The organism is Caballeronia sp. BCC1704, assembly GCF_902833455.1.
GTDB lineage: Bacteria > Pseudomonadota > Gammaproteobacteria > Burkholderiales > Burkholderiaceae > Caballeronia.
This window is the reverse complement of record NZ_CADFFT010000001.1, coordinates 1,773,851-1,798,360: the sequence shown is the minus strand read 5'-3', so window position 1 is coordinate 1,798,360 and position 24,510 is coordinate 1,773,851. Positions and strand designations below refer to the sequence as shown.

Here is a 24,510-nt window from a genome sequence, read left to right as displayed (position 1 = left end):
CGGATTCCTCTGCTGTCGTTAAATCAGCTTGACGAGTTGCTTGCCGAAGTTCTTGCCGCGCAACAGGCCAAGGAACGCTTCCGGCGCGCTTTCGATGCCTTCTGCAATCGTCTCGCGATACTTGAGCTTTCCGCTCGCGACCGCAGCGCCCAGTTCGTTCAACGCCTGCGGCCACACGTCCATGTGCTCGCTGACGATGAACCCTTGCAGCTTCAGCCGCTGCGTGAGCAAAAGCGCGGGCGCTTTCATCGGCAAGGGCTTGCCGTCGTAGCCGGAAATCATGCCGCACAGCGCGATGCGTCCGAACGCGTTCATGCGCGCGAGCACCGCGTCGAGCACTTCGCCGCCGACGTTTTCGAAGTAGCCGTCGACGCCGTTCGGCGCGGCCGCCTTCAGATCGTCGCGCAGATTGCCTGCTTTGTAGTCGACGCAGGCGTCGAAGCCGAGCGTCTCCACCACATAGCGGCACTTCTCCTCGCCGCCCGCGATGCCGACCGCGCGGCAGCCCGCCGCTTTCGCGAGTTGCCCGACCACGCTGCCGACCGCCCCGCTCGCCGCCGATACGACGACCGTCTCGCCCGCCTTCGGCTCGATGATGCGGTTCAGGCCGTACCACGCCGTCACGCCCGGCATGCCGACCGGCCCGAGATAAGCTGAAAGCGGCACGTGCGTCGTATCGACGATTTGCATGCCTTTGCCATCGGACGTGCCGTGTTCCTGCCAGCCGAACATGCCGACGACCTTGTCGCCCGGCTTGAACGCCGGATTGCGCGATTCGATCACTTCGCCCACTGTTCCGCCGATCATCACTTCGTTGAGCGGTTGCGGCGGCGCGTACGACTTCGTGTCGTTCATCCGTCCGCGCATGTACGGATCGAGCGAGAGATAGTGATTGCGCACGCGCACCTGACCCTCGCCGAGCGGCGCGAGCGGCGTTTCGACCAGCCGAAAGTTGTCCGCCGACGCTTCGCCTTGCGGACGCGAAACGAGCAGTATCTGACGATTGATGTTGGCGTTTGCCATAAGGAGTCTCCTGATCAGGCGTCGCTCGGTCCGGGCGTGGCCGCCGGGTCCGAACGCAGTTTCTGACGCACGACGTCGCGGCCCACCGCGAGCCGCTTCATGTACTTGAACGTGCCGAGCGCCTTCGCGACGAAGTGCCCTTCGCTGTCGCGGATTTCGCCTTCGCAGTAGGCCATCGTCGTGGAGCGATGCAGCACGCGGCCGTAGCCGCGCAACTCGCCGCGTCCTGGCTGCATGAAGTTCACCTTCATCTCGACGGTGACGACGCCGACGCCATCGCCCGCGACACTGCGCGCCGCAATGGCGAGCGCCGCGTCGAGCAAGGTCATCGTGACGCCGCCATGCGCGATGCCCCACGTGTTCAGATGCGCTTCGCTGAGCGGCAGGCGCACTTCGCCTTCGCCATCGACGGCTTTCACGAGCTGCACGCCGAGCGCGTCGATGAACGGGCTTTCGATTGCGATGGCCTGGTTCGCGGGCTGTTTTTGCGTATCGGTCATCGCGATCACACTTCGTAGTCGAGGCATTGACGCGCTTCGCGAACCGCCGCCACGAAGTCCTTCACCGCGAGATGCTTCGGGTGAACCTGGTACGCGTGCAGCGAGGCCGTGTCGTCGAAGTCCGAGACGAGCACCACGTCATACGTGCAGTCGAAGCCCGGCTGCGCGATGCCGACCTCGAAGTGTCCCTGCCCTTTTACGAGGCTGCGACAGGTTTCGAGCTTGGTCTTCAGCTTCTGCGCGTTCTCCGCGCGATTCGCGCCCTCGGCGAACTCCTTCAGCTTCCACATGACGATGTGACGTAGCACGGCGGCTCCTGTAATGCGAATGAACGAACGAAGCGCCAAGCGTAGCAAAAATCGCGATCAGTCTTGTCGCAGCAAATCGTCCGACCGTACCCGCGCGACGCCCGCCGCGCGCATGTCGGACCACGCGCGGTCGAGCGAGCCGTTCAGGTCGATGGCGCGGCACGCGTCTTCTATCACGCTCGCTTCGAAGCCCGCGGCGCGCGCATCGAGCGCGGACCACGCGACGCAGTAATCGGTGGCGAGTCCCGCGAGCCATACGCGCTTCGCGCCAACTTCGCGCAGATAGCCGGCGAGTCCGGTCGGCGTCGTGCGATCCGCCTCGACGAAGGCCGAATAGCTGTCGACGCGCTCGTGATGTCCCTTGCGCACGATCAGCCGCGCATGCGGCACATCGAGGTCGCGATGCAGCGCCGCGCCCTGCGTGCCCTGCACGCAATGCGGCGTCCAGAGCACCTGTTCGCCATAAGGCATCGCGATGGTTTCGAACGGCGCGCGTCCCGCGTGATTCGCCGCGAACGACACATGCGACGCCGGATGCCAGTCCTGCGTCAGCACCACATGCGAGAACGCCTTCGCGAGCCGGTTGATGACGGGCACCACTTCATCGCCCCGCGCGACCGCGAGCGCGCCGCCGGGCATGAAGTCGTACTGCGCGTCGACGACAAGGAGCACTTCTTCCGCTGATTTCATTCGGCACTCATGCATTGAAGCGGCCGTTGCTCGCCGCCAGTTCGATGATGCGCGCAGCCGGCTGCCACGCTTCGCCGTTGCGTTGCGCGGCGTACTTGCGCATGGCGCGCTCGACGTTCGGCAGGCCGAGCGTGTCGGCATAAAACATCGGCCCGCCGCGCCATAGCGGAAAGCCGTAACCCGTCAGATACACGATGTCGATATCCGATGCCTTCGCCGCGATGCCTTCTTCGAGAATCTTCGCGCCCTCGTTAACGAGCGACAGCACGAGCCGCTCGACGATCTCGTCGTCGCTTATGTCCCGCCGCGCGATGCCCTGTTCCTTCGAATACGCGACGATCATCTCAATCACTGCCTGCGACGGCTTCGCCTCGCGGGAGCCGGCTTCGTAGTCGTACCAGCCCGCGCCGGTCTTCTGTCCGAAGCGGCCCGTCTCGCACAGCCTGTCCGCGACGCCGGAATAGCGCATCTCCGGCTGCTCGCGATAGCGCCGTTTGCGAATCGCCCAGCCGATGTCGTTGCCCGCCAGATCGCTCATGCGAAACGGACCCATAGCAAAGCCGAAGGTTTCGATGGCGCGGTCGATTTGCGCCGGCAGCGCGCCTTCTTCGAGCATGAAAAGCGCCTGCCGCAGATATTGCTCGACCATGCGATTGCCGATAAAGCCGTCGCACACGCGCGCCACGACCGCCGTCTTGCCGATCTTTCGCCCGAGCTGCATGACGGTCGCGAGCACGTCTTTGTCGGTCTTTGCGCCGCGCACCACTTCGAGCAGCTTCATGACGTTGGCCGGACTGAAGAAGTGCATGCCGATCACATCGCCGGGACGCTGCGTGAATGCGGCGATCTTGTCGAGATCGAGTGTCGACGTATTCGACGCGAGGATCGCGCCCGGCTTCGCAATCACGTCCAGTTGGCGGAAGACTTGCGCCTTCACGTCGAAGTCTTCGAACACGGCTTCGACGATCAGATCGGCTTGCGCGAGATCGGCGTAGTCGAGCGTCGGATGCACGAGTTGCATGCGCGCTTCGAGCTGTTCTTGCGTGAGCTTGCCCTTCTTCACCTGCGCTTCGTAGTTGCGCCGCACGGTGGCGAGGCCGCGATCGAGCGCGTCCTGTTTCGTTTCCAGCAGCACGACCGGCAAGCCCGCGTTGATGAAGTTCATCGCGATGCCGCCGCCCATCGTTCCCGCGCCGATCACGCCGATGCGTTCGATTTTCCGGACCGGCGTGTTCGAGGGCACGTCGGCGATCTTGCTCGCCGCGCGCTCCGCGAAGAACGCATGCCGCAGCGCGCGGCTCTCAGGCGTCTGCACGAGAAAGAGAAAGCACTCGCGCTCGAAGGCGAGCCCGCGATCGAAGCCTTCCTTCGCGCCCATCTCGATGGCATCGATGCACTTGTGAGGCGCGGGAAAGTGCCTGGCTTTCTCAGCAATCGCATGACGCGCGGACTCGAAGCAGCGCGCGGCGTCAGCATGTGCGATCGGGCGATCGCGCACTTTCGGATGCGGACCGCCTCGTTCGGCCATGCGCCGCGCGAAGCCGACGGCGGCATCGAGCAAATCGCCTTGCGCCATGTCGTCGAAGAGCGCCGTGTCGGCGAGCTTTTCGGAGCGCACCGGCGTGCCGGACACGATCATGTCGAGCGCCCGTTCGAGTCCGACGACGCGCGGCAGACGCTGCGTGCCGCCCGCGCCCGGCAACAGGCCGAGCTTCACTTCGGGCAGCGCGATCTGCGCGCCCGGCAATGCGACTCGGTAGTGCGCCCCGAGCGCGAGTTCCAGCCCGCCGCCCATCGCGACCGCGTGGATCGCCGCGACGACCGGCTTCTCGCTGCCTTCGACGGCCCTGATGACGGTCGCGAGCGTCGGCTCCTGCGTTGCCTTCGGCGTATTGAATTCGATGATGTCCGCGCCGCCCGAGAACGCCTTGCCCGCGCCGATCAGCACGATCGCGCACACCGACGCATCGCTGCGTGCCCGCTCGATGCCCTCGACGATGCCAAGCCGCGTCGAATGTCCGAGCCCGTTGACCGGCGGGTTGTCGAGCGTGATGACGGCGACACCTTCGCGGATCGTATAGTCGACTGCCATGGATGCTCCCTCTCGCGTGATGGCTCATTGTGGGCGATCGGGCAAGAATATACAAAGGCGAACGACCGTGCAATTCGGCTGTGCCCGCATGCGATTCAAGCGGGCACGCGCTGCGGCGCAGGCGTATCAGACCGCCTTTTCTTCCGCGACCGGCAGCACATGCTCGCGGTACTGCTCGCGCAGCCGCACCTTCTGCAGCTTGCCCGTGGCGGTATGCGGCAACTCGTCGGCGAACACGACGTCGTCCGGGATCCACCACTTCGCGACCTTGCCTTCGTAGTACGCGAGCAATTCGTCGCGCGTGAGCGTCGCGCCCGGGCGCAGCACGGCGACGATCATCGGCCGCTCGGTCCACTTTGGATGCGAACACGCGATGCACGCGGCCTCCGCCACTTGCGGATGCGACATCGCGATGTTCTCCAGATCGATCGAACTGATCCATTCGCCGCCCGACTTGATCACGTCCTTGCTGCGGTCGGTGATGTGCATGAAGCCGTCGGCGTCGATGGTCGCGACGTCGCCGGTCGGGAACCAGCCGTCGACGAGCGGGGATTCGTCGCGGCGGTAATAGCGGTCGATGACCCACGGCCCGCGCACGTAGAGATCGCCGAACGACTGGCCGTCCCACGGCAGTTCGCGGCCGTCGTCGCCGACCACTTTCATGTCCACGCCGAAAAGCGCATGGCCCTGCTTCTCGCGCGATGCGCGCTGCTCCTCCGGCGAGCGCTGCTTCTGGCGGAACGACAGGCGCGCGAGCGTGCCGAGCGGCGACATCTCCGTCATGCCCCATGCGTGAATCACTTCGACGCCGTATTCTTCTTCGAACGTGCGCAGCATCGCGGGCGGACACGCAGAGCCGCCTATCACGGTGCGCTTGAGCGTCGTGAAGCGCTTGTCCGCCTGCTTCATATAATTCAGGAGTCCGAGCCAAACCGTCGGCACGCCCGCCGAATACGTGACGCCTTCCGCTTCCATCAGTTCATAGAGCGACTTGCCGTCGAGGTCTTTGCCCGGAAACACGAGCTTCGCGCCGACGAGCGGCCCGGCGTGCGGAATGCCCCAGGCATTGACGTGAAACATCGGCACGACGGGAAGAATGGCATCGCTCGACGAAGCGCCCATCGCATCGGGCAGCGCGGCGGCGTACGCATGCAGCACGGTCGAGCGATGCGAATACAGCGCGCCCTTCGGATTGCCTGTCGTGCCCGACGTGTAGCAGAGAAACGAGGCCTGCCGTTCGTCCAGCACCGGCCACTCGAAGACGCCGTCCTGTGGCGCGATGAGGCTTTCATAGCTCATCACCGGCACGCTCATGTCGCCGAGATGTTCGGCGATGCACGACGCATCGCCGAGCGCGATCCAGCCCTTCACATTCGGACAATACGGCGCGATGCGTTCGACGAGCGGCCCGAACGTCATGTCGAAGAAGACGTATGAATCGTCGGCGTGATCGATGATGAACGCGATCTGATCCGGAAAGAGCCGCGGATTGATGGTGTGGCACACGGCGCCCATGCCGCTCACGCCGTAATAGCACTCCAGATGCCGATAGCCGTTCCACGCGAGCGTGCCGATGCGCTCGCCCTGCCCGACGCCGAGCGCGGCGAGCGCCTGAGCGAGTTGCTTCGCGCGCTTCTCGCAATCGCGATACGTGTAGCGATGAATGTCGCCCTCGATGCGCTTCGACACGATCTCCGTATCGCCGAAGTGGCGCGCCGCATGCGAGAGCAATGACGACGCGAGCAGCGGAATGTCCATCATCTGACCGTAAAGCGGCGACGCCATGTGTGAAGTCCTCGACGAGTGGATGGTCCGAAGATGGTCCGACAGCTGCCCGAGTGCCGCCCTGCAGGCCCGCGGGCGCGGAATTACAATATCGTTTAACTCAGAGGCGCTCAACATGTCGTTTTCCCCAAGCAATGCCGTGCGCGCAACGACCGGCGCAGCCGATGAACGCGATTTCTACGCGCAGTCGATGCAAGAAGTTGCCGAGTCGATCCAGAGCAACCGTCCCGGCTCGTTCGCCTCGCTCGGTCCCGCGTTTCTCACCCGCCTTCCCGCCACACCTGTTCCCGATCCGTACGTCGTCGCCGTGTCGCGCGAGGCGGCCGAACTGCTCGGCTTCGACGCGCGCATCGCAGAGGAAGAACCGGCGGCGTTCGCCGCGTACTTCGCGGGCAATCCCACGCGTGAATGGCCGCCCGAGGCGCTGCCCTATGCCGCGGTCTACTCGGGGCATCAGTTCGGCGTGTGGGCCGGTCAATTGGGCGATGGCCGCGCGCTCACGCTCGGCGAAGTCGAGCGCGCCGGCGCGCGTCTCGAAGTGCAGCTGAAAGGCGCGGGCCGCACGCCGTATTCGCGCATGGGCGATGGCCGCGCGGTGCTGCGCTCGTCCATTCGCGAATTTCTGTGCTCGGAGGCGATGCATCATCTCGGCATTCCGACGACGCGCGCGCTCGGCGTCATCGGTTCGGACTTGCCGGTGCGCCGGGAGACCATCGAGACGGCGGCGATCGCCACGCGCATCGCGCCGAGCTTCGTGCGCTTCGGCAACTTCGAGCACTTCTATGCGAACGAGCGCGTGGACGATCTGAAGACGCTGGCCGATCACGTCATCGAGCGCTTTTATCCGCAGTGCCGCGACGCCGACGATCCGTATCTCGCGCTGCTCGATGAAGTCGTGCGACGCACGGCGGAACTCATGGCGCAATGGCAAGGCGTGGGCTTCTGCCACGGCGTGATGAATACCGACAACATGTCGATTCTCGGCCTTACCATCGACTATGGTCCGTTCGGCTTCATGGACGGCTTCAACGCGCATCACATCTGCAATCACTCGGACACGCAAGGCCGCTATTCGTATAGCCGGCAGCCGCAAGTCGGGTACTGGAACCTGTTCTGTCTCGCGCAGGCGCTTGTGCCACTCTTCGGCGCGAAGCTGCCGGAAGAAGGCCGCGCGGAACGCGTGGTCGAGGAAGCGCAGAAGGTGCTCGAGCGCTACAAGACGTACTTCGCGCCCGCGCTGGAAGACAAGATGCGCGCAAAGCTGGGTCTGGAAACCGCGCGCGAAGGCGACGACAAGCTCGCCAACGGCCTGCTGGAAATCATGCATTCGAATCGCGCGGACTTCACGCTGACGTTCCGCAATCTGTCGAAGCTCGCAAAAGCGGATGCATCCGGCGACGCGCCCGTGCGCGATCTCTTTCTCGATCGCGCGGCCTTCGACGCCTGGGCGGTGCAGTATCGCGAGCGGCTCGCGCACGAATCGCGCGACGACGCGGCCCGCGCCGCGGCGATGAATCGCGTGAATCCGAAGTTCGTGCTGCGCAATCATCTCGCCGAGCAAGCCATCCGGCAGGCGAGCGAGAAAGATTTCTCGGAAGTCGCGCGCCTGCTCGACGTGCTGCGCCGCCCGTTCGACGAGCAATCCGAAAACGAGGCTTACGCCGGCCTGCCGCCGGACTGGGCGAGCGATCTGGAAGTGAGTTGTTCTTCCTGAGCCCGCCCCCAACTACACAGCCCAGAGCAACGAAAGGAAGACCATGAACCGAGACGACACCCCCGGCGCCACCGAGCATCCGCTGCAGAAGGACGACGCGGTCTATCGCCGTGAACTCAACGAGATGCAATATCAGGTCACGCGCCACGCGGCGACCGAACGCCCGTTCACCGGCGAGTACTGGGATCACTTCGAGCGCGGCGTGTATGACTGCGTGTGTTGCGGCACGCCGCTCTTCGAATCCGACACCAAGTTCGACGCCGGCTGCGGCTGGCCGAGCTACTTCAAGCCGATCAACGGCGAAGTGATCCAGGAAAAGACCGACCGCTCGCACGGCATGCTGCGCATCGAAGTGCAGTGCAAGAACTGCGGCGCGCATCTCGGCCATGTGTTCGAGGACGGCCCCGCGCCCACCGGCCTGCGGTATTGCATCAATTCGGCTGCGCTACAATTCGAACCCAAGTAACCGGGCTCAGCCTTGAACGGACACGGGCCTAGCACACTCGCTCGTGGCCGACGCCCGACCCGCGCCCGCTCTTTCGAGCGGGCGTTCGTTTAGCGTCATCGCGCCCCGCATCGCACCATTCGCCTCATTTCCGGACGCCAATGAAATTCCTGTTCGATCTGTTTCCGATCATCCTCTTTTTCGTCGCTTTCAAGATATGGGGCATCTATACGGCGACGGCCGTGGCGATCGCGGCGACGCTCGTGCAGATCGCGTGGGTCGCGTTCCGGCACCGCAAGGTCGATCCGATGTTGTGGGTGAGCCTCGGCGTCGTCGTCGTGTTCGGCGGCGCGACGCTCGTGCTGCATAACGACACGTTCATCAAGTGGAAGCCCACTGCCCTTTACTGGCTGTTCGCGTTCGCGCTGATCGTCGCGCAAGTCGGCTTCAGGAAGAACCTGATCGAAGCGATGATGGGCAAGCAGATCGTGCTGCCGCATCGCGTATGGGGACAGCTGAATATCGCGTGGGCGGTGTTCTTCGCGCTGCTCGGCATCGTGAATCTCTTCGTCGCCTATCACTTCACCACCGACCAGTGGGTCAACTTCAAGCTCTTCGGCGCGACCGGCTGTCTCGTGCTGTTCATCGTCGCGCAGAGTTTCTGGCTTGCGAAGTATATGAAGGAGGACAACCAGTGACCGCTCCGTTCGATTTCATGGCCGCAAGCGCGCAGGACAAGATCGCGCATCTCGAAGCGCGCCTGAACGCCGCGCTCGATCCGCAGTCCGTCCATATCGAGGACGACAGCGCCGCGCACGCGGGCCACACCGGCGCGGCGTCGGGCAGTCACTACACGGTGACGATCGTCGCGGAACGCTTTGCCGGCAAGGCGCGCGTGGCGCGGCACCGGCTGGTGTATGATGCGCTGGCCGAAGAAATGCGGCGCGGCGTGCACGCGCTCGCCATCCGGGCTTATACGCCGCAAGAGTTCGCAGAACAATTCGAATAAATCGCGGTTCGGCCCGATCTCGCTAAGCCCGCCTTTGAAGGCGTCTGTTTGTTCAGTCTGTTCGTTCAGTTAGGAACCTCCGATGACTTTGAAAAAAACCCGTGTCTGGGTGTTGCTGGCTGCGTTCGCGGCGGCTCCCGCGTTCGCGCAGAACATCGCCGTCGTGAACGGCACGCCGATTCCCACGGCGCGCGCCGATGCGCTCGTGAAGCAACTCGTCCAGCAGGGTCAGCAGGATTCGCCGCAACTGCAACAGGCCGTGCGCGAAGAACTGATCAACCGTGAAATCCTGATGCAGGAAGCCGCCCGCGAAGGCGTGGCCAACCGCCCGGACGTGAAGGCGCAACTGGCCGTCGCGCAGCAGACCGTCGTGCTGCGCGCGATGATCGAAGACTACCTCGCGAAGAACAAGCCGACCGACGCCGAGATCAAGGCGCGTTACGACCAGCTCGTGAAGCAGCAAGGCGGCGGCAAGGAACTGCATCTGCATCACATCCTCGTCGAGAACGAAGCGCAGGCCAAAGACCTGATCGCGAAGATCAAGGGCGGCGCGAGCTTCGAAGACCTCGCAAAGCAGTATTCGAAGGATCCGGGATCGGGCAAGAACGGCGGTGATCTCGACTGGTCGTCGCCGTCGGCGTACGTGCCGGAATTCGGCGCAGCGGCCGAAAAGCTGAAGAAGGGCGAAGTCACGGCCGCGCCGGTCAAGACGCAGTTCGGCTGGCACATCATCCGTTTGGACGACAGCCGCGACATCGCGCCGCCGCCGTTCGATCAGGTCAAGGCGCAGATCGCGCAGCAGATGCAGCAGGAGAAGCTGCAGGCGTTCGAAGAGGATCTGCGCAAGAAGGCGGTCATCAAGTAATCGCCCTTCTCACGCGAATCCGCGCATTAGACAACAAAGCCGCCCTCGGGCGGCTTTGTTTCTTCTGAAACGGCGGAACCCAAAAGAAAACGCCCCGGCAGCCGAAGCTCCGGGGCGTTGCTTTACGCTTACGCGCGATCAGCCGAGGAAGCGCCGCGCGTTCTGGAACGCGCGCAGCCACGGGCTCGCGTCGGTGGTCCATTCGGCGGGCGTCCAGCTCATCTGCACATTGCGATGCACGCGCTCCATGTGCGGCATCAGCACCGTGAAGCGGCCGTCGGGCGTCGTGACGGATGTGATGCCCTGCGGCGATCCGTTCGGGTTGAACGGATACTGCTCCGTCGCGTTGCCGCGATGATCGACGTAACGCATCGCGACGAGCGCGCTCGCGGCATCGCCGTGTTGCGAGAAGTCCGCGAAGCCTTCGCCGTGCGCGACCGCCACCGGAATGCGCGAGCCTTCCATGCCGGCGAAGAAGATGGACGGCGAGCTCTGCACTTCCACCAGCGAGAAGCGCGCCTCGAACTGCTCGGACTTGTTGCGCGTGAACTTCGGCCAGCTTTCCGCGCCCGGGATGATCGACGCGAGGCTCGACATCATCTGGCAGCCATTGCAGATGCCGAGCGCGAACGTGTCCTGACGCGCGAAGAATGCCGCGAACATGTCCGCGAGGCGCGGATTGAAGCGGATGGTCTTCGCCCAGCCCTCGCCCGCGCCGAGCACGTCGCCATACGAGAAGCCGCCGCACGCCACCGCGCCCGCGAAATCGGCGAGCGTCGCGCGGCCTTCGAGCAGGTCGCTCATGTGCACGTCGTGCGCGTCGAAGCCGGCGCGGTCGAACGCGTAAGCCGTCTCCAGATGCGAGTTCACGCCCTGCTCGCGCAGAATCGCCACGCGCGGGCGCTTGTTCGTCGCGATAAACGGCGCGGCCACGTCTTCCGCCGGATCGAACGTGAGCACCGGCGAAAGGCCCGGATCGCTCGCGTCGAGCAGCGCGTCGTATTCGGCGTCCGCGCAGGCCGGGTTGTCACGCAGACGCGCGATGCGCCAGCTCACCTCGCTCCATGCGCGATGCAGTTCGACGCGCGGCGCATCGAAGATCTTCTTCGCGTCGCGATAAATCTCGACGGCATCGCGCTCGTTCGGCTTGCCGATCACATGCGAGCACGCCGACAAACCGTGTTCGCGCAGCGCGGCGAGCACCGCGTCGCGGTCCGCTGCGCGCACCTGCACGACCGCGCCCAGTTCCTCGGCGAAGAGTGCGCGAACGGTGCGGTCGTCGCGGCGGCCGCTCGTCTGCTTCGCCCAGTCCTTGGCGTCGCCGTAGTCGGATTCGTGCTCGGCGTCGAGCGTCAGCATGTCCACGTTCAGCGACACGCCCACGTGCCCGGCGAATGCCATCTCGCAGACCGTCGCCCAGAGACCGCCGTCGGAGCGGTCGTGGTACGCGAGCAGCTTGCCGTCTGCATTGAGCGACTGAATGGCGGCGAAGAAGCGCTTCAGGTCTTCGGCGTCGTCCACGTCGGGCACGGCGTCGCCGACCTGCTGCGTGACTTGCGCGAGAATGCTGCCGCCGAGGCGATTGCGCCCGCGCCCGAGATCGATCGCGATGAGCACGGTGTTCGTATCGGCGACGAGCTGCGGCGTCAGATGCCGGCGCACGTCTTGGACCGGCGCGAACGCCGAGATGATGAGCGACACCGGCGACACCACTTCCTTCTGAGCGCCGCGCGCGTCCTGCCATTTGGTGCGCATCGACAGCGAATCCTTGCCGACCGGAATGCTGATGCCGAGCGCCGGACACAGTTCCATGCCGATGGCCTTCACCGTCGCATAGAGCGCGGCGTCTTCGCCCGGACTGCCGCACGCGGCCATCCAGTTGGCGGAGAGCTTCAGTTTGTTCAACGATTCGATCGGCGCGGACGCGATGTTGGTCACCGCTTCGCCGACGGCCATGCGGCCGGAAGCCGGCGCGTCGATGACGGCGAGCGGCGTGCGCTCGGCCATCGTCATGGCTTCGCCGCGAAAGCCCGCGTAGTCCATCGTCGTGATCGCGCAGTCGGCGACGGGCACCTGCCACGGACCCACGAACTGGTCGCGCGCGGTCGTGCCGCCCACCGAGCGGTCGCCGATGGTGATCAGGAACGACTTGCTCGCCACCGTCGGATGCTTCAGCACGTCGAGCGCGACTTCCGATAGCGCGAGGCCGGTGACATCGACCGGCTCGAACTGCGCGCGCTCGCGCTTCACGTCGCGATGCATCTTCGGCGGCTTGCCGAGCAGCACGTCCATCGGCATGTCGACGGGCTGCTGGCCTTCATTCTCGTCGTCGATCAGCTTCAGTTGACGCTCCTCCGTCGCGACGCCGACGACCGCGACCGGGCAACGCTCGCGCGCGCAGATGGCTTCGAACGCGGGCAGATCGGCGGGCGCGATGGCCAGCACGTAACGCTCTTGCGCCTCGTTTGACCAGATTTCGCGCGGCGACAGGCCGCTTTCTTCGAGTTGCACCTTGCGCAGTTCAAAGCGCGCGCCCTTGCCCGCGCCGTCGACGAGTTCGGGGAACGCATTCGAGATGCCGCCCGCGCCGACGTCGTGAATCGACAGAATCGGGTTGCGCTCGCCCATCTGCCAGCACGCATTGATGACTTCCTGCGCCCGGCGCTGGATTTCGGGATTGCCGCGCTGCACGGAATCGAAGTCGAGCTCGGCGGTGTTCGCGCCCGTGGCCATCGACGAAGCCGCGCCGCCGCCCATGCCGATGCGCATGCCCGGTCCGCCGATCTGGATCAGGAGCGTGCCGGCCGGCAAGTCGTGCTTGTGCGTGTGCTGGTCCGAGATATTGCCGATGCCGCCCGCGATCATGATCGGCTTGTGATAGCCGCGCACCCGGCCGCCGACGTTCTGCTCGTAGGCGCGGAAGTAGCCGCCGAGATTCGGCCGGCCGAATTCGTTGTTGAACGCAGCCGCGCCGATCGGGCCGTCGATCATGATCTGCAACGGCGAAGCGATGCGGTTCGGGCGGCCATACGGCTCGTGCGTGTCGGCGGGATTGCGCGCGGACGGCGGCGTGGCGCTGTCGCGGGCGTTTTCCCACTTTTGACGGGCATCGGGCAAGTCCAGATTCGACACCGTGAAGCCCGCAAGACCTGCTTTCGGACGCGCGCCGCGGCCGGTCGCGCCCTCGTCGCGGATTTCGCCGCCCGAGCCCGTCGCCGCGCCCGCGAACGGGGAGATGGCGGTCGGGTGATTGTGCGTCTCGACCTTCATCAGCGTGTGCGTCAGCTCGACGTGGCGCTCGTAATGCTCGCTCTCGCCGCGCGGGAACCAGCGTTCCGCCACGCCGCCCCGCATGATCGCCGAGTTGTCCGAATACGCGACGACTGTCCCTTCGTGATTCAGCTTCTCGGTGTTGCGGATCATCTGGAAGAGCGACATGTCCTGCTTCTCGCCGTCGATGGTCCACTCACCGTTGAAAATCTTGTGGCGGCAGTGCTCGCTGTTGGCCTGCGCGAACATCATCAATTCGACATCGGTCGGATTGCGCCCGAGGCTCTGGAACGCGTTCACCAGATAATCGATCTCGTCATCCGCCAGCGCGAGGCCCAGTTCGACGTTCGCCGCTTCCAGCGCCGAGCGCCCGGTGCCGATGATATCGACCGTCTGCAGCGGCTTCGCGGGCAGTTCATCGAAGAGATGCAGCGCCTGATCGCGCGATGCCGCGACGCTTTCCGTCATGCGATCGTGCAGCGCGGCCGCGACCTGCGCGCGCGCCTCGTCCGACAACGCCTTCTTGCCGCCGAGCAGCCCGCTTTTCATGACGACCGAATACTCGACGCCGCGCTCGATGCGCCGCACCTGCGCCAGACCGCAGTGATGCGCGATGTCGGTCGCCTTGCTCGCCCACGGCGACACCGTGCCGAAGCGCGGCACGACGAGGAACGTCTCGACATGGCCGCGCTCTTTCTGGTCCGCGAACGGCGTGCCGTAGTGCATCAGCGCGTGGATGCGGTTCGTGTCCTCGTCGCTGAGCGGCTCGGACGCGTTGACGAAATGCAGGAATTGTCCGCGCACGCCGACGATGTTGGCGTCGATGCGGGCGAGCGTTTCGAGAAGACGAGCCTGACGGAAATCGGAGAGGGCCGAAGCGCCGGGGAAACACGAGAAATGGGCCATTGTGACGGTGCGTCGATGACGTCTGTGAGCCGCTCGATGGCACTCGGCGCGCCGAGTGCGGGAAAGCGGCGTGAGGCGGAGTGAAGACCGCGATTATAACCCGGATACATCTCGAAATCGGCCGCGCCCGGCCGGGCAGTGCCGTCGCGGTGGCGCCTGTCGTCCTGAAATTCTGAGGCTCGGTCGCGCGGCTGAGTGACACGCTTTTTGACACAGTAGCGGTTCCCGAACGGCCGTCCCTGGACGGCGCATTTGGCGCTATCATGGCGCGCTTTCTTCGGGCGCGGCATGCCGCCGCGCCTGCCGTCTTACCGTCAGGACACGCGGCTCGCCGGGCGCTCGATGCGCCGCGCCGCGCGTGCGTTCTCCCGCCCTCGGGCACAAAAAATCATGGATGTCATCGTCATCGGCGGAGGAATCGCCGGCATCGCCACCGCTTATCAGTTGCACGCGGCCGGGCATCGCGTCTCTGTGATCGAGCGCCACGCGACCGTCGCGCAAGGCGCGACGTACGGCCAGGGCGGCGCGCTTCTGCCCTCGCCGCTCGACGTCTGGTTCGGGCCGACATTCATGGCGTCGAGCCGCGCGAAGCAGAGCGGCATGATCGTGAAAACCGGCTTCGACGGCGCCGCGCGCGATTTTCTCAAGCGACTCGGCGAGTTGCGCGATCCACAGGCGTTCGCGGCGCAGTACGCGCGCTTGCAGCCGCTCGTCGAACTGTCGCGGCGCGCGCTTGCCGATATCGAAACGCGCTTCGAGCTCGACTACGAGCAGCGCGTCGGCATGCTGCACGTTTTCCGGCACGCCCGCGAACTCGACGACGCGCAACCGGCCATCGAACTTCTGAAGAGCTTCGGCGTGCCGCACCGGCCGCTCGCGCCGGACGAATGCGTGCGGGCGGAGCCCTCCGTGCCGGACGATCCCGCGTTCGCAGGCGGCGTTCTGCTTCCCGAAGAACGCACCGCCAACTGCCCGCTTTTCACGAAGCAACTCAAGCAATTGCTGGAAGAAGCCGGCGTCGAGTTCCGCATGAATTGCGAAGTGGCGTCGCTGCGGCTCGAGGACCGGCGCGCTGCGGTCGAACTTGCTCGCTCGAAGGACGACAAGAGGCGCCATGCCGACGCCGAAGTCATATCCGCCGATGCGGTCGTCGTCGCGGCGGGCGCGGATACGCCCGCGCTCGTCGGCGGCTTTCGCTCCACGCCTTCGCTGTATCCGCTGCGCGTGCATACGCTGACCGCGCCCGTCGCCTACGAGGAACGCGCGCCGCATATCACGGTGATCGATTCGGTGAAGCGCATCACGATGTCGCGGGTGCATCAGCGGCTGCGCGTCGGCGGCGCGGGCGTTTTCCAGAGCTTCGCGAAGGCCGACAAACCCGCGCGCGCCGGGCTCGCGCGCCGCGCCTTCGACGTGCTCGGCCAAGGCACGCACGACTGGATTCCGGGCGCCGCGCGGGTATCGGCTGCGCGTTCGTGGGACGGCTTGCGGCTGCTTTCGGCGGACGGGCTGCCGGTCGTCGGCGCGACGCGGCATCCGCGTCTTTTCGTCAACGCGGCGCACGGCCCAGCGGGCTGGGGCCTCGCGTGCGGGTCTGCTAAAGTGGTCGCGGATCTCGTCTCCGGTGTCGCGACCGATCTTCCCGCCGAGACGCTCGCGGCCATCGGCGTCGAACGCTTTTGACGCGCTTCTGATGTGCTTCGAGGCGCAAGTCGCCCGCCCGCGCGGCGTGGCATGAAGGGTGCGAGCCGGAACGCTTCTGCCTTCTTTGCCGACCCTTGGTTCGCGCCACCATGATTGCATCCGCTTCCTACTTCACGCCCGACGACGACGCGCTCCCGCTCTTCACGCTCGCGGAGCTGCGCAGTCTCGAAGCGCGAGCCGGCGCCGCGCTGCCGCCGCACACGCTGATGGCCCGCGCGGGCGCGGCCGCCGCGCAGTATCTGCTCGATGCCCTCTCCCGCGATCCCGACGCCCGCGCGTTGCCCGTGTGGATCGCGGCCGGCCCCGGCAACAACGGCGGCGATGCGCTCGTTGTCGCCGAGCATCTGCGCCGCGCGGGCGTGGCCGTCGAGGTTTGCATGCCGGTCGCGGTCAAGCCCGACGACGCCCGCTGGGCACTCGGTGCCGCGCAGGCGGCCGGCGTGCCGATCAAGAGCGACCCGCCCGCTTCCTTCGACGGTTTCGGCTGGCTCGTCGACGGCATGTTCGGCATCGGACTCACGCGCCCGCTCGATGGCGTCTTCGCGACGCTGGCCGCGCGCATGTCGCGTCGCGCTCAGCAATCCGGCCGCGTGCTCGCGCTCGATGTGCCGAGCGGCCTCGACAGCGATACCGGCGCGCCCGTCGGCGGCGGCGAGGCGCTCTGCGCGAACACGACGATCACCTTCATCGGCGCGAAGCCGGGTCTCATCACCGCGCTCGGCCGCGATCTCTGCGGCACGCTGCACGTCGCGACGCTGGACGTGGAGCCGCCCGCCGCGCCCGCGATCGTGCTCAACGCGACGTCGCTTTTCCGGGCGAGCCTGCCGCCGCGCGACTTCGCGACCAACAAGGGCACGTTCGGCACGCTGGCCGTCGTGGGCGGCGACACGGGCATGTGCGGCGCGCCGATTCTCGCGGCGCGCATGGCGCTCTACGCGGGCGCGGGCAAGGTCCACGTCGCGTTTCTGGGCGAAGGCGGCCCGCCCTACGACCCGCCGCATCCCGAGCTGATGCTGCATCACGTCGACGGCTTCGCGCTCGACAAGACGGATGCGCTCGCCATCGGCTGCGGCATGGGCAAGACGGATCGCGCGAAGCGCGTGCTCGCCGATGTCCTCAAGCTAGACATGCCCAAGCTCCTCGATGCGGACGCGCTCAATCTCGTCGCGACTGACGACGCGCTCGCGGGCGAAGTCGCGGCGCGCGGCCGCGCGGGCGATCCGTGCGTGCTGACGCCTCATCCGCTGGAGGCCGCGCGGCTTCTGCAATCCGACGCGAAAGCCGTGCAGGCGGATCGCATTGCCGCAGCGCGCCAGCTTTCGGCGCGCTACGCAGCTGTCGTCGTGCTGAAAGGATCGGGCACCGTGATCGCGTCGCCGGATGGCCGCGTCGCCGTGAATCCGACCGGCAACGCGGGACTCGCCACAGGCGGCACCGGCGACGTGCTCGGCGGCCTGATCGGCGCATTGCTCGCGCAAAAGCTGCCGCAGTACGAAGCGGCGCTCGCGGGCGTCTATCTGCACGGACTGGCCGCGCAGTCGCTGACCGGTCGCGGCATCGGACCGGCCGGGCTCACGGCGGGCGAACTCGCGCCCGAGGTACGCAGTCTCATCAACCGCCTGTTTTATCCGCCGAACGGCTAACGCCGCGGCGCGTGTGACGGCTTGCAAGCATCCATTCACGCATCGTCGCTATACTCCCTTTGATTCGTTGCTTCGATTCGGGCATCCGCGGCGGCACGCACCGCGTTCACGAACCTTCGATGGTCGCAGTACGCAGCCTCGGCAAACCGCATCCGCACGGACGTTTCCCACTGTCACTCTGGACTATCAGACCGCTATGACGCTCAAATCGCACCCTGCCTGGTCGGCGCTCCAATCGCACTACGATGCCATCTCCGGCGAGCGCCTGCGCGACTGGTTCGCGCCGCAAAACGACACGGCGCCGACGCGCGCCGAGCGCCTGACGTTCGAAGGCGGCGGCCTCACGATCGATTTCTCGAAGAACCGCATCACCGACGCCACGCTCGAACTGCTCGTCCAGCTCGCCGAAGAAGCCGGCGTCACGAAGCGCCGCGACGCGATGTTCGCCGGCGAAACCGTGAACGTCACCGAAGGCCGCGCCGCGCTGCACACGGCGCTGCGCGCGCAGTCGCCCGATGCGCCGTTCCACGAACAGGTGCAGAAAGAAAAAGCGAAGATGGCCGCGTTCGCCGACAAAGTCCGCGGCGGTTCGTGGACCGGCTATACCGGCAAGCGCATTCGCCATGTGGTGAACATCGGCATCGGCGGCTCGGACCTCGGGCCGAAGATGGTCGTGCACGCGCTGCATCATCTCGCGTCGAAGGAACTGGACACGCACTTCGTCTCCAACGTCGACGGCGCCGATCTCTATAGCGTGCTGCAACAGATCGACGCGGAAGAGACGCTCGCCATCGTCGTCTCGAAGACCTTCACCACGCTCGAAACCATGACCAACGCGCACTCCATGCGCGACTGGTTCCTGAAACAAGGCTGTCCGGAAGACCAGCTGTCGAAGCACTTCGTCGGCGTGTCGGCGAATACGGCCGAGGTCGTGAAGTTCGGCATCGCGAAGGAGAACGTCTTCGAGATGTGGGACTGGGTCGGCGGGCGCTATTCGCTGTGGTCGGCGGTCGGACTGTCGATCATGCTGTCGGTCGGCCCGCAGAACTTCGAAGCGCTGCTGCAAGGCGCCGACGCGATGGATCAGCATTTCCGCACCGCGCCGCTCGCGCAGAACCTGCCAGTGCTGATGGGCATGATCGGCATCTGGTATCGCAACTTCTTCGGCTCGCAAAGCGATCTCGTCGCGCCGTATTCACAGGCGCTGGAGTATTTGCCGTCGTATCTTCAGCAACTGGAGATGGAAAGCAACGGCAAGTCCGCGACGCTCGACGGCGGCATGGTCGACTACCCGACCGCCGCGGTGATCTGGGGCGAGCCCGGCACGAACGGCCAGCACGCGTTCTTCCAGATGCTGCATCAAGGGCCGACCATCATCCCGATCGACTTCATCGCGCTGCTGACGCCGGAACACCCGCTCGTCGATCATCACGCGAAGCTGCTTGCGAACTGTTTTGCGCAGAGCGAAGCGCTGATGCTCGGCCGCACGCTCGAAGAAGCGAAGAAGGTCGCCGGTCCGGGCAAGGAAGAACTCGCGACGCACCTGAGCTTCCCCGGCAACCGGCCGACGACGACCATCCTGCTCGACGCGCTCACCCCGCAGTCGCTCGGCGCGCTGATCGCGCTTTACGAGCACAAGGTGCTGGTGCAGGGAACCGTGTGGGACATCAATTCGTTCGACCAGTGGGGCGTCGAATTGGGCAAGATTCTGGGCAAGGTCGTCGAGGCGGATATCACGGCAGCGAGCGTGGACCCGGCCAAGCACGATTCGTCGACGTCCGCGTTGATCGAACGCGCGCGCAAGGCGCTCAAGCGCTAAATTGCCGTTTGTGCAGACGCCCGCATCTTCGCCGATGCGGGCGTTTTCGTGTCTAGACGGCGAGCCCGTTGACGAGCCGCCCCGCTTCGATCGTCACCGTCGCGTCGCAGCGTTGCGCGAGTTCCGTGTCGTGCGTGACGAGCACGAGCGTCGCGCCGTTGCGCGCATTCATCTCGAACATCAGGTCGATGATTGCGTAGCCGGTCGCGGCGTCGAGGCTGCCCGTGGGTTCGTCGGCGAAAAGAATGGCGGGATGCGTGACGAAGGCGCGCGCGAGCGCAACCCGCTGTTGTTCGCCGCCCGAAAGCAGCTTTGGGTAATGCCCGGTCCGTTGCGAGAGACCGACCTGATCGAGCAGCGAGCGCGCGCGCTGCGCGATCTGGTCATGCGGCATCTCGGCGCGCAGTTCGAGCGGCAGCATGACGTTTTCGAGCGCGGTCAGATGCGGCATCAACTGGAACGACTGGAACACGAAACCGACCGCGCCGCTTCTGAGCGCGGCGCGCTCGTCTTCGTTCAGTGCCGACAGGTCCTTGCCGAGCAGGCGAACCGAGCCGTCGCTCGCGCTGTCCAATCCCGCGAGCAAGCCGAGCAACGTCGACTTGCCCGATCCCGATGCGCCGACGATCGCCACGCTGCTACCCTTCGCGATGGACAGGTCGATGTTGTCCAGAATCGTCAGCTCGCCCGTGGCGTCCTTCACCCGTTTGCTCAATCCCCGAACTTCGATGACCGGCTCAGTATTGTTTTGCATGGACACCTTGAATAAGAACTGGAGCGCGCGCGGCTTCGTGAAGGCTGCGATCGCGAGCATGATGTTGTCAGCGGCCGCTTTCTCGAATGCTGAAGCTGCCGACGCGCAAATGAAGCCCGCCATCGTCGTGCTGGGCGACAGTCTTTCGGCGGAATATGGCCTGCCGCGCGATACCGGCTGGGTCGCGCTGCTGCGCGAGCGGCTGGTTAAAGAGCGTCTCGATTATAGCGTCGCCAATTCGAGCATCAGCGGCGACACGACGAGCGGCGGACGCGCCCGGCTCACTGCCGTGCTCACGCGCATCAAGCCGTCGGTCGTCATCGTCGAACTCGGCGCCAACGATGCGCTGCGCGGCGTGCCACTCGCGACCACGGAGGCGAACCTTCGCGGCATCGTCGACGCGTCGCAGGCGGCGCACGCGAAAGTGCTGCTCATCGGCATGTACGTGCCGCCCAACTACGGCCCGGACTATTCGCAAAAGTTCCACGCGGTGTATGAGCGCATCGCCAAGGACAAGCACGTCGCGCTCGTGCCGTTCCTGCTCGCCGGCATCGAAGACAAGCCATCGATGTTTCAGTCCGACCAGATTCATCCGACGGCTCAGGCGCAACCCTTGCTATTGAACAACGTCTGGCCGACGTTGAAACCCTTGCTGGGCGCGAGCGCTTCGCAGTAGCGGAACACAAGCGCAGTAGCGGCGGGAATAACGCGGAACGCGGCCAGGATTCAATCATCAGACTCGCGTCACTCTTATAACCCGCTCGACATCGAGCGACTCTACAAGGAGGTCACGTGAAACATATCCCCTTGCTCGCATTGACCGTTGCGATCTCTGCCTGTGCCGCACAGCCGCCTGCCGGCGTGCAGCAAGTCGGTACGAGCCAGAAGGCGCCGAAGGTGGTCGCGCAATGCATCTCCCAGCAGTGGGCGACGAAGTCGCAGCAGCAAGTGATTTCGCAAGACACGCTCGCGAACGATCAGGCCGTCGACGTGTTCGTTCCGGGCCAGCAGCCGCCTAACGGCGCGGCGGCCGTGGTGCGTCCGTCGTGGTCCGGCTCGGGTACGTGGGTCGGCTTCCGCGCCTCGGGCGCAGCCGGCAGCGACGCGACCGGCGACATTCAAGGCTGCCTGTAAGTCCGCGTTCGCTCTGTGATGTGCCGAGACATCGCAGGCGGCTGATTCGCGGATGACGGCCAAGACAAAGCCCCCGCTCCTTCCGGACGCGGGGGCTTTTTCGTTAGCGACGCTTGAGATGCTACTCGTTCGCGGACGGCGCAGGCGCCGCGCTGAGCTTGACCTTCGAGCGCGCCTTCAGTGAGTCGATATAGGCTTCCATTTCGGCCTGCCCGTACACCTGCGCGATCTGCTGCTGCGCGCCCGCGAGTCGGTCCGCTGCGACCGGAGCGGCCTTCTCGATCCCGTTCACGCGATAAATGGCGTAGCCGTCCGCGCCCAGATCGACGCCCACATACGCCGGCAGTTTCGAGGCGTCCGCCTTGAAAATCGCCGCGAGCGCGGCAGGCGGCAAGCCTTGCGCGTCGTTGCGCGAGACCGTGACGGCCGACGTGAAGCCCTCCGCCGACTTCGACTTCTGCAGTTCCGCGAGCTTCGCCTCGCCTTCCTTGTGCGCGAGCGCCGCAGCCTGTTCCGCGACGACCCTCGTGCGCACGGCGTCCTTGACGGCGTCGAACGCGGGCACCGTCGGCGCCTTGTAGTCGGTCACGCGCGCCGCGATCAGCGTGTTGTTGCCCACGTCGATCGCCTGCGTGTTGTAGTGCTGCTTCACCGAATCCGGCGCGAACACGGCCGCGAGGAACTTCGCGTTGTTGAGCGGATTGTCCGGCGGCAACTGCGGATTCGGCTTCGGTCCGACCGTGGCGGTCTGGATCGTCAGCTTGTACTTGTCGGCGGCGGGCTGAAGCGACTTCTCTTTCTCGTAGACGAGGTCCGTGAAGCCCTGCGCACTGTCCGCGAAGCCCTTCGAGCCCTGCTGCGCGGCGTAGTCCTTCGCGACGGCGTCCTTTACTTCCTCGAACGGCTTCGTCGCGGCGGGCTTCACATCCGTCGCCTGAATGATGTGATAGCCGAAGTCCGATTCGACGATGTTGCTGACCTCGCCCTTTTTCAGGCTGAATGCGGCGTCGTCGAATGCCTTGCCGCCCGCGATCTGGCCGGGCGCGAAGTAACCGAGATCGCCGCCCTTTTCGGCCGAGCCCTGGTCATCCGAATTCTTCTTGGCGATATCCGCGAACTGGTCCGGATGCGCCTTCACTTGTGCGAGCAGCGCTTCGGCCTTCTGCTTCGCCTTGGCTTTGTCGGCGGCGCTGGCGTCCTTCGGCGCGTTGATCAGAATGTGGCTCGCGCGCACTTCGCCCTGCGTGCGGTAACGCTGGATGTTGTCGTCGTAGAACTTCTTGAGGTCGGCGTCGCTCGGCTTCGATGCCGCCGCGAGCGCGGCCGGCGACAGCACGAGATACTGGATCGTCGCGGTCTCGGGCGTCGCGAATGCGTTGCGATGTGCGTCGTAGTAAGCATGCAGTTGCGCGTCGGTCGGCTGGACCTTCGCGGTGTAGTCCGCGCTGCGCAGCGACAGCCCTTGCACCGATCGGCGCTGTTCGGCCAGTTCCGTCAGGTTCTGCGCAAGCGACTTCGACGTGAACGCGCTCTGCTGAATGCTCGACGGAATCTGATCGTTCGCTATCGTGTAGCGCATGCGTTCGTCGTATTGCGCGGGCGTCATGCCCTGCATGGCGAGAAGCTGCTTGTAACGGTCGAGGTCGATGGTGCCGTCCGGCTTGCGCAACGACGCAATGCCCGGATCGGACAGCAGCGCGCGGCGCACGGCGTCGTCCGAAGCCGTGAGATGCAAGCGCTGAGTTTCGTCGGCCATGACGCGTTGCTGCACGAGGCTGTTCACCATCGCGCTGCGCGTCTCGGGCGAATCGAACATTTTGGGATCGAACTGCGCGCCGAGCATGGCGCGGGCGCGGTCGACCTGCTGCCGGAAGGCGCTTTCGTATTCGGCGCGGGTGATCTTGTGACCGTTCACGCTGGCGACGTAAGCGCTTTCGTCGAAGAAGTTGCTGAAGCCCTGAATCCCGACGATACCCAGTCCGGGCACGATGATGAGAATCAGCAGGGCCATCATCAGGCGCTGGTGGTTGCGGAAGAAGTCGAGCATGCGTTGCGCTGCGAGGTTAGACAAAACGCTCGATATTACAACAGCGGGAGGGGAAAAGGCGAAAGCCGGCGGCGTTTTCCGCTTTTTGATGCTGTGATCTTTCGTTTGATCGACGCGTGATGTCCCATCCTCGCCCGAATCGTTGCGCCAACTGCAACTTGAGAATAATTAGGATACTTAACGAGACGCGGCCAAAATAAAAATCCCGCAAGCCGTGAAGCTTGCGGGATTTCCGGTCGTTCTTGGCGGAGCGGACGGGACTCGAACCCGCGACCCCCGGCGTGACAGGCCGGTATTCTAACCGACTGAACTACCGCTCCTGGGTGCTGCTACTGCATCAATGTACTGCGTGCCGCTGGAAGTGGTGGGTGCTGAGAGGCTCGAACTCCCGACCTACGCCTTGTAAGGGCGCCGCTCTACCAACTGAGCTAAGCACCCGGATTTCTGTTCGCCTGGAACAGAAGAACCGGTGAATTGCACCGTTCCCAGCGAGTCAGCTAGTTTAGCGCATCCTTCAGGGCTTTACCAGCGCGGAACTTGGGAATTTTTGCCGCTTCGATGGTGATCGCCGCGCCCGTGCGCGGATCGCGACCGGTGCGGGCGACGCGCTCGCCTACCGCGAAGGTGCCGAAGCCGACGAGCGTCACTGAATCGCCCTTTTCCAGCGTCGCCCGCACGCCGTCGATGACCGCTTCGAGCGCTCGCCCGGCCGTTGCCTTGGATATATCGGCTTGCTGCGCGATATGGTCGATCAGTTCCGTCTTGTTCATTGTTTCCCCAAATCTGTAATGGCACGTTGTAA

The 24,510-nt window shown here is 65.2% G+C and carries 20 protein-coding genes and 2 tRNA genes; 10 read left to right on the top strand and 12 right to left on the bottom strand.

The features are described from left to right. Window positions 1-18: 18 nt before the first annotated feature. The 6 genes from HWX53_RS08400 to HWX53_RS08375 all read right to left on the bottom strand — a co-directional run bounded on the left by HWX53_RS08400 (window position 19) and on the right by HWX53_RS08375 (window position 6,398). Window positions 19-1,023 (bottom strand): NADP-dependent oxidoreductase, encoded by a 1,005-nt coding sequence (locus HWX53_RS08400; protein ID WP_175940297.1) that lies wholly within the window; start codon window positions 1,021-1,023, stop codon window positions 19-21. Between the two features lie 14 nt (window positions 1,024-1,037). Beyond that, window positions 1,038-1,523: a PaaI family thioesterase gene (locus HWX53_RS08395; protein ID WP_175940296.1), complete on the bottom strand. Its 486-nt coding sequence runs from the start codon at window positions 1,521-1,523 to the stop codon at window positions 1,038-1,040. Window positions 1,524-1,528: 5 nt separating this feature from the next. After that, window positions 1,529-1,831 carry a Dabb family protein gene (locus HWX53_RS08390; RefSeq protein ID WP_175940295.1) on the bottom strand — a complete coding sequence of 101 codons (303 nt, stop codon included), beginning with the start codon at window positions 1,829-1,831 and terminating at the stop codon, window positions 1,529-1,531. Window positions 1,832-1,888: 57 nt separating this feature from the next. Beyond that, window positions 1,889-2,521: a bifunctional nicotinamidase/pyrazinamidase gene (gene pncA / locus HWX53_RS08385; protein WP_175940294.1), complete on the bottom strand. Its 633-nt coding sequence runs from the start codon at window positions 2,519-2,521 to the stop codon at window positions 1,889-1,891. A gap of 7 nt (window positions 2,522-2,528) precedes the next feature. Then, complete coding sequence (locus tag HWX53_RS08380) at window positions 2,529-4,613, bottom strand: 3-hydroxyacyl-CoA dehydrogenase NAD-binding domain-containing protein (protein ID WP_175940293.1); 2,085 nt, start codon at window positions 4,611-4,613, stop codon at window positions 2,529-2,531. A 126-nt stretch (window positions 4,614-4,739) separates the two neighbouring features. Next, window positions 4,740-6,398, bottom strand: a complete 1,659-nt coding sequence (locus tag HWX53_RS08375) for a 3-(methylthio)propionyl-CoA ligase (RefSeq protein WP_175940292.1) — start codon at window positions 6,396-6,398, stop codon at window positions 4,740-4,742. A 190-nt stretch (window positions 6,399-6,588) separates the two neighbouring features. On the opposite strand from HWX53_RS08375, the gene HWX53_RS08370 reads away from it, so the two are divergent. From HWX53_RS08370 to HWX53_RS08350, 5 genes are all read left to right on the top strand, one after another. After that, window positions 6,589-8,112: a protein adenylyltransferase SelO gene (locus tag HWX53_RS08370; protein ID WP_244140056.1), complete on the top strand. Its 1,524-nt coding sequence runs from the start codon at window positions 6,589-6,591 to the stop codon at window positions 8,110-8,112. Window positions 8,113-8,155: 43 nt separating this feature from the next. After that, a complete protein-coding gene (gene msrB, locus HWX53_RS08365) occupies window positions 8,156-8,578 on the top strand; it encodes a peptide-methionine (R)-S-oxide reductase MsrB (RefSeq protein ID WP_175940290.1) in 423 nt (140 codons plus the stop codon). A 140-nt stretch (window positions 8,579-8,718) separates the two neighbouring features. Further along, a complete protein-coding gene (locus HWX53_RS08360) occupies window positions 8,719-9,255 on the top strand; it encodes a septation protein A (protein WP_175940289.1) in 537 nt (178 codons plus the stop codon). Between the two features lie 17 nt (window positions 9,256-9,272). Further along, the gene (locus tag HWX53_RS08355) at window positions 9,273-9,566 is read left to right on the top strand and encodes a BolA family protein (RefSeq protein ID WP_175940650.1); all 294 of its coding nucleotides are present in this window, start codon (window positions 9,273-9,275) and stop codon (window positions 9,564-9,566) included. An 82-nt stretch (window positions 9,567-9,648) separates the two neighbouring features. Beyond that, a complete protein-coding gene (locus HWX53_RS08350) occupies window positions 9,649-10,431 on the top strand; it encodes a peptidylprolyl isomerase (protein ID WP_175940288.1) in 783 nt (260 codons plus the stop codon). A 138-nt stretch (window positions 10,432-10,569) separates the two neighbouring features. Here the strand turns inward: HWX53_RS08350 and purL are convergent, their stop codons facing one another. Continuing rightward, entirely contained in the window at window positions 10,570-14,607 is a 4,038-nt protein-coding gene (gene purL / locus HWX53_RS08345) for a phosphoribosylformylglycinamidine synthase (protein WP_175940287.1), read from the bottom strand. A 390-nt stretch (window positions 14,608-14,997) separates the two neighbouring features. Here purL and HWX53_RS08340 point away from each other — a divergent pair, with 390 nt between their 5' ends. From HWX53_RS08340 to pgi, 3 genes are all read left to right on the top strand, one after another. Further along, window positions 14,998-16,290 (top strand): FAD-dependent oxidoreductase, encoded by a 1,293-nt coding sequence (locus tag HWX53_RS08340; protein WP_175940286.1) that lies wholly within the window; start codon window positions 14,998-15,000, stop codon window positions 16,288-16,290. Between the two features lie 110 nt (window positions 16,291-16,400). Then, window positions 16,401-17,954, top strand: coding sequence for an NAD(P)H-hydrate dehydratase (locus tag HWX53_RS08335; RefSeq protein ID WP_175940285.1), 1,554 nt, complete (start codon window positions 16,401-16,403; stop codon window positions 17,952-17,954). 196 nt (window positions 17,955-18,150) lie between these two features. Then, the gene (gene pgi, locus HWX53_RS08330; protein ID WP_175940284.1) at window positions 18,151-19,773 is read left to right on the top strand and encodes a glucose-6-phosphate isomerase; all 1,623 of its coding nucleotides are present in this window, start codon (window positions 18,151-18,153) and stop codon (window positions 19,771-19,773) included. Window positions 19,774-19,825: 52 nt separating this feature from the next. On the opposite strand, the gene HWX53_RS08325 is transcribed toward pgi, so the two are convergent. Further along, a complete protein-coding gene (locus HWX53_RS08325; RefSeq protein WP_175940283.1) occupies window positions 19,826-20,527 on the bottom strand; it encodes an ABC transporter ATP-binding protein in 702 nt (233 codons plus the stop codon). Window positions 20,528-20,585: 58 nt separating this feature from the next. Between HWX53_RS08325 and HWX53_RS08320 the strand changes: the two genes are divergently transcribed. Together HWX53_RS08320 and HWX53_RS08315 are read left to right on the top strand one after the other, a co-directional pair. After that, window positions 20,586-21,203: an arylesterase gene (locus HWX53_RS08320; RefSeq protein WP_244140055.1), complete on the top strand. Its 618-nt coding sequence runs from the start codon at window positions 20,586-20,588 to the stop codon at window positions 21,201-21,203. Window positions 21,204-21,319: 116 nt separating this feature from the next. Next, a complete protein-coding gene (locus HWX53_RS08315; RefSeq protein ID WP_175940281.1) occupies window positions 21,320-21,661 on the top strand; it encodes a hypothetical protein in 342 nt (113 codons plus the stop codon). A gap of 121 nt (window positions 21,662-21,782) precedes the next feature. Here HWX53_RS08315 and HWX53_RS08310 read toward each other — a convergent pair whose 3' ends face one another. From HWX53_RS08310 to HWX53_RS08295, 4 genes are all read right to left on the bottom strand, one after another. Further along, the gene (locus tag HWX53_RS08310; protein WP_175940649.1) at window positions 21,783-23,708 is read right to left on the bottom strand and encodes a SurA N-terminal domain-containing protein; all 1,926 of its coding nucleotides are present in this window, start codon (window positions 23,706-23,708) and stop codon (window positions 21,783-21,785) included. Window positions 23,709-23,951: 243 nt separating this feature from the next. Further along, window positions 23,952-24,028: transfer RNA gene (locus HWX53_RS08305), tRNA-Asp, on the bottom strand. Window positions 24,029-24,070: 42 nt separating this feature from the next. Next, window positions 24,071-24,146 (bottom strand) — tRNA-Val (locus HWX53_RS08300). A gap of 59 nt (window positions 24,147-24,205) precedes the next feature. Next, window positions 24,206-24,478: an HU family DNA-binding protein gene (locus tag HWX53_RS08295; protein WP_175940280.1), complete on the bottom strand. Its 273-nt coding sequence runs from the start codon at window positions 24,476-24,478 to the stop codon at window positions 24,206-24,208. Between the last annotated feature and the right edge of the window lie 32 nt (window positions 24,479-24,510).